Source organism: Noviherbaspirillum galbum (genome assembly GCF_010974945.1).
In the GTDB taxonomy this organism is placed as follows: Bacteria; Pseudomonadota; Gammaproteobacteria; order Burkholderiales; family Burkholderiaceae_D; genus Noviherbaspirillum; species Noviherbaspirillum galbum.
In genome coordinates this window covers 1-4773 of record NZ_JAAIVB010000016.1, presented here as the reverse complement: position 1 = coordinate 4773, position 4773 = coordinate 1, and the positions used below count along the sequence as shown (strand labels likewise).

Sequence of the window (4773 nt, the reverse complement as noted above, 5' to 3'; positions counted from 1 at the left end):
GCAAATCCATCGAATAGGGAACGGGCATGATGGCACCTCTTCCGCAGGCAGGTGGCGATAAGACCTTTTATACCCGCAGATGTTCTCTTTGCTCACCTACCCTAAAGCTACCGGCAATCCGCTGTAGAGGCAGTGGCGTCAAATATCTGCAACAGAAAATGTCAGAACGAGATCAAGCTCATTGGCACGGCAGCAGTTTTGTAGATGGCGGTATGGTAAAACCGCAGGTTACCGAACGAAGTACAGCGTTGGTAAAGTGTAGTGCCCGAAACCAGCGGCGCCTCCCTTTTGTTCGACGTCTTGATTCGCCTCAGTGGTAACCTGCGATCACCAACGATCTTGCGTCCGATATATTTATATTTGCGTGCGAATGGTGTATCGGCATTCCGCGGTTGCTGGATGACGGGAACCCTGTTCAACGCATTCCGGCATTCACGAAAAGCAGCACGAAGCTGCACCTGGACCTCGCCTAATCGGAGAAAACATGTTTGACCACGTGAAGTTTGGAGTCAGCGATTATCCTGCGGCAAAAGCATTCTTCTTGAGGGCGCTCGCACCGCTTGGCGTCGTGGCAGGCGCCGAAGGCGATCCGTCCTACGGCATCGAGCTTCTGGGCAGGAACAATGCTTCCTTGTGTCTCTGCCAGACCAGGGAAGTGGTCGCGCCTCTCCACCTTGCATTCGCCGCCAACACGCGCCAGGAAGTAGAGGATTTCTATCTGGCAGCCTTGGCGGCCGGGGGCAAGGACAACGGCGCCCCCGGATTGCGTCCACACTATCACGCGAACTACTATGCAGCCTTCGTCATCGGTCCGGATGGACACAACATCGAAGCGGTTTGCCATGCGCCCGGGAAGTAGGGTAGCCGGGCAGGGATGTTTTACAGCGGTACGACGTCAATTCCAACAATGAGGTTTTTCCATGACAGGCTGGTCATCCCCCGAGGAAGTGGTACAGCGCCAATTAGAAGCGTACAACGCAAAAGACCTGGAAGCCTGGCTTGCCACCTATGCACCCGATGCGAAGCAATTCGAGCATCCTGGCAAGTTGCTGGCTTCCGGCCATGATGAAATTCGTGCACGTACGGCCCCTCGATTCACCGAGCCCAACCTGCACGCCAGGCTGCTCAAGCGAACCGTAATGAGCAATGTCGTGATAGATCATGAGGACGTCACACGCACATTCCCCGAGGGGCCGGGCCATGTGGAGCTTGTCTGCATCTATGTTGTCGAGCGCGGACGCATTCAAAGCGCATCATTCGTGATTGGTCCGGCCGTCATGGAAGGCACGCAGAAGGAATAGCGCTGTTATGACGTTGCCGTGCAAGCAGGTCCGCCGACAGGGAAGGCGGTGTCGTCCGGCACAGGCATCCTGCAATCAGCAAGTGAATGCGGCTACAGCGACGCGACGCCAGGCGTTCACGCCCGTTTGAAGCTGGCGGAACTGGCTACGGCGAAGGTTGTCCGGATCTTGCGCATCGTTCCAAGCACCGATTCCGTATTGAAAGGCTTCACGACATATCCATCCGCCCCGCCTTGCATCGCCTTCTTGATTGCCACGTCACTGTCCGACGAAGTCACCATCAGGATCTTCGACGCTGGCAGGCGTCTCTTCAGCTCCGGCAGCAAGCTCAGGCCTACGCCATCCGGCATGACGATGTCGAGCAGGATGATGTCCGGTTGCAGCAGGGGGGCAAGCTTGAGGCATTCCGCACAGCTTCTCGCTTCTCCGACAATGTCAAAGCGGTCGCTGCGAAGAATCACCTTCAGCAAATCCCTTGTCATGTCATAGTCGTCAACGATGAGAACCTTGAGTGTCGTATCCATAGGGTATTCGGTAGAGAAAGGTTGAAAAGTACGGCAGCTTTGGCAAGGTGTTGCACGCCCGCCTAGTTGATGCTCGAGACGAACCGCCTGATCTCGCCCGGGATCGACGACAGGGAAGCAATCGTCTCCGCAGCGCCGAGATCGATGGCTTCCCTGGGCATGCCGAACACGATGCAGCTTTGTTCATCCTGCGCGACGGTACGCGCGCCGTTGTGGCGCATTTCCAGCAAGCCGCGCGCCCCATCGGTGCCCATGCCCGTCATGATGATGCCCATCGCCTTGGCTCCGGCAACCTGCGCTACCGACCTGAACAGCACGTCCACCGAAGGTTTGTGGCGATTTACCGCAGGCCCGTCGACAACTTCGACCTTGTAGCCCGCATTCGCACGCGACAATCGCATATGCTGTCCGCCTGGCGAGATGAGAGCCTGTCCCGGCAAGACGATGTCGTTGTTGCGTGCCTCGCGAACGTCAATCTCGCAAATGTCGTTCAACCTCTGGGCGAACAGCGAGGTGAACTTTTCAGGCATGTGCTGCACGACCACGATTCCCGGCGTCTCCTTCGAAAGACATCGCAGCACTGCCTCCAGCGCCTGGGTGCCGCCAGTGGAAGCGCCGATCGCGATGACCCTTCCGGAATGGCGTGCCGGGTTCGAAGTGATCTCATTCGACCTTTGCGCCACGTCTGCCGCATCGGCCATGGCGGTCATCGAGGGTCCCTTCAGGACCGGATGTGGTCTGGGCGCAGTCTGGGGCCTGGCTTTCGCGGCATGCTGAATCGTACGCATCATGTCCGCGGCGGAATCGACCAGGAATGCTTTCAGGCCGTGCTGCGGCTTGGTCACGAACGCGACCGCTCCGGCGCCAAGCGCCTGCAAGGTCAGGTCGGCGCTCCGGGCAGCGTGGCTCGAACAGATCACCACCGGCGTGGGCCGCTCGGACATCAGCTTTTTCAAGAACGTCAGCCCGTCCATGCGGGGCATTTCGATGTCGAGCACGATCACGTCCGGCCAGCCCGATTTCATTTTTTCCATCGCCGCGACCGGATCGGAAACTGCATGCATGACCTGCATGCCCGGCGTGCGCTGGATGATATCGCCGAGCACTTGCCGCATGACGGCCGAGTCGTCGACGATCATCACCTGGATGGCACTCATATCTTCCTCATTTCAATGATTGCTCTGCGTGGCGAGACCAGACGTGGCCGGTACGGATGTCGAAGACGATCTTCCTGTGGCCCCTGCCAAAGAGGCTTTCCGATGCAATCGGTATGCGATGCAATTGCAGCAGGCGGCGCGCAGCCTCGCCGTTTCGTTTGCCGATGTCGATGGGTGTTCCGGTCGCCTGGTATGTGAACATGTTTCCACCGCCAAAAATCTTTGCCTTGCAGTCGGTTGCCTTGATGTCGAGAGCCGCAAGTTCGCCGATCATCAGTTCAAGGACTTCGTCGCCATAGCGTCCGTCCGGCGTTTCCAATGTCCTGCCTCGGGTAGCAAGGACGAAATGCGACATGGCGCCTATCAGCCGCTCCGGGTGCCAGAGCGTGATCGATACACACGAACCCAACAGGGTAGAGATCCGATACCCTTCGTCGCCTACGAAGTATTCGCCCGGGTTGAGAAAAACGGTGATCTGGCGCGCGCTCATCGCTTACCTGTGTTCGTAGACGGATGGCCTGACCATGCGCAGGGTGGAAGGAATGTTATTCAAGCCTTCCGAATGGCCGACATACAGGCAGGCGCCGGGTTTCATGACAGCGGTGATTCGCTCGATGACCTGCTGTTTGGTCGCCGCGTTGAAATAGATCATGACATTGCGAAGAAAGACGACATCGAACAACCCGATGTCAGGCAGTGCCTGGTTCAGGTTGAGGTGAATGAAGCGGATGTTCGCTTTCAAGCTTCTCTGGACCAGCAAGGTCCCTTCCTGCGGCCCGACTCCCTTCAGGCAGAACCGCTTCAGATAATGCGCCGGGATGTCGCGGCAGCGTTCGAGCGGATAATGTCCCTTGCGGGCGCGGTCGAGTACACGCCCGCTGATATCCGAAGCCACCAGTTCCCATTTCTTTCCGGGAAGGCAGTCTGCCAGCGTCATCGCGATGCTGTAGGGCTCCTCGCCGCTCGAGCAGGCCGCGCTCCACACCCGGAATGGCATCTGCGCCGGGCGATCCCCGATGGCTTTCTGGCGCAGGAGCTCGAAGTGCTGGTTTTCCCGGAAAAAATACGTTTCATTGGTGGTGAGCAGGTCGACCGCGATCTGCGTTTCCGCTTCCGCCTGGCCGCTGCTGATGAGCTGCAGGTATTCCCTGTAGCTCCTCAATCCATGTCGCTGCACCTGACTGGCCAGGCGGCCCTTGACGAGTGCCTTCTTGTCATTCGACAGGCTGATGCCCGCAGCCGAATGGATGAAGCGCTGGATTGCGCCGAACTCTTCATCCGATAGAGCTAGATTCACCATGACAGACCGCTCAATCTGCAAATTTCGTTCATGCTAGAAACGTACGAAATCGTCCTCGTCGATTTCCGTCGCCGCGACGGCGGGAGCCGGCTTCCTTGCCGTCGTGGCAAAGGAGGGAATCGCATGCCCGGCCGGCTTCGATGTGGATCGCGCGCTCGGTCGCGGCGACTGTTCCTGCATTTGTTGCCCGCGCAACCGGAAGAATGAGACGGCACGCTTCAACTGTTCGCCCTGGTTGCTCATTTCCTCGGCGGTCGCCGCGAGCTCTTCGGAGCTGGCGGCGTTCTGCTGGGTCGTCATGCTCTGCTCGTTGACCGCCGCGCTGATCTGGCCCACGCCGGTCGCCTGCTCCTGGGACGCCGACGCAATCTCCTGCACCAGGTCCGAGGTCTTGCGGATGTTGGGCACCATCTTCTCCAGCAGCGTCCCGGCCCGTTCCGCCAGTTCCACGCTGCCCTCGGCCACCTCGCCGATCTCCTGCGCCGCAACCT

At 58.8% G+C, this 4773-nt stretch carries 6 protein-coding genes and 1 pseudogene; 2 read left to right on the top strand and 5 right to left on the bottom strand.

Annotated elements, in window-relative coordinates; all coding sequences use genetic code 11:
- The first annotated feature begins 484 nt into the window (after positions 1–484).
- Positions 485–859 carry a VOC family protein gene (locus G3574_RS06895; RefSeq protein WP_163961400.1) on the top strand — a complete coding sequence of 125 codons (375 nt, stop codon included), beginning with the start codon at positions 485–487 and terminating at the stop codon, positions 857–859.
- Between the two features lie 61 nt (positions 860–920).
- Positions 921–1301 carry a nuclear transport factor 2 family protein gene (locus G3574_RS06890; RefSeq protein ID WP_163961398.1) on the top strand — a complete coding sequence of 127 codons (381 nt, stop codon included), beginning with the start codon at positions 921–923 and terminating at the stop codon, positions 1299–1301.
- 116 nt (positions 1302–1417) lie between these two features.
- On the opposite strand, the gene G3574_RS06885 is transcribed toward G3574_RS06890, so the two are convergent.
- The 5 genes and pseudogenes from G3574_RS06885 to G3574_RS06865 all read right to left on the bottom strand — a co-directional run.
- Complete coding sequence (locus tag G3574_RS06885) at positions 1418–1825, bottom strand: response regulator (RefSeq protein WP_163961396.1); 408 nt, start codon at positions 1823–1825, stop codon at positions 1418–1420.
- 62 nt (positions 1826–1887) lie between these two features.
- Positions 1888–2982, bottom strand: coding sequence for a protein-glutamate methylesterase/protein-glutamine glutaminase (locus G3574_RS06880; protein WP_163961394.1), 1095 nt, complete (start codon positions 2980–2982; stop codon positions 1888–1890).
- Between the two features lie 7 nt (positions 2983–2989).
- The gene (locus tag G3574_RS06875) at positions 2990–3472 is read right to left on the bottom strand and encodes a chemotaxis protein CheD (RefSeq protein ID WP_205609683.1); all 483 of its coding nucleotides are present in this window, start codon (positions 3470–3472) and stop codon (positions 2990–2992) included.
- Positions 3473–3475: 3 nt separating this feature from the next.
- Positions 3476–4282 (bottom strand): CheR family methyltransferase, encoded by an 807-nt coding sequence (locus tag G3574_RS06870; protein WP_163961392.1) that lies wholly within the window; start codon positions 4280–4282, stop codon positions 3476–3478.
- 33 nt (positions 4283–4315) lie between these two features.
- Positions 4316–4773: pseudogene (locus tag G3574_RS06865) on the bottom strand (methyl-accepting chemotaxis protein); the annotation flags it as partial.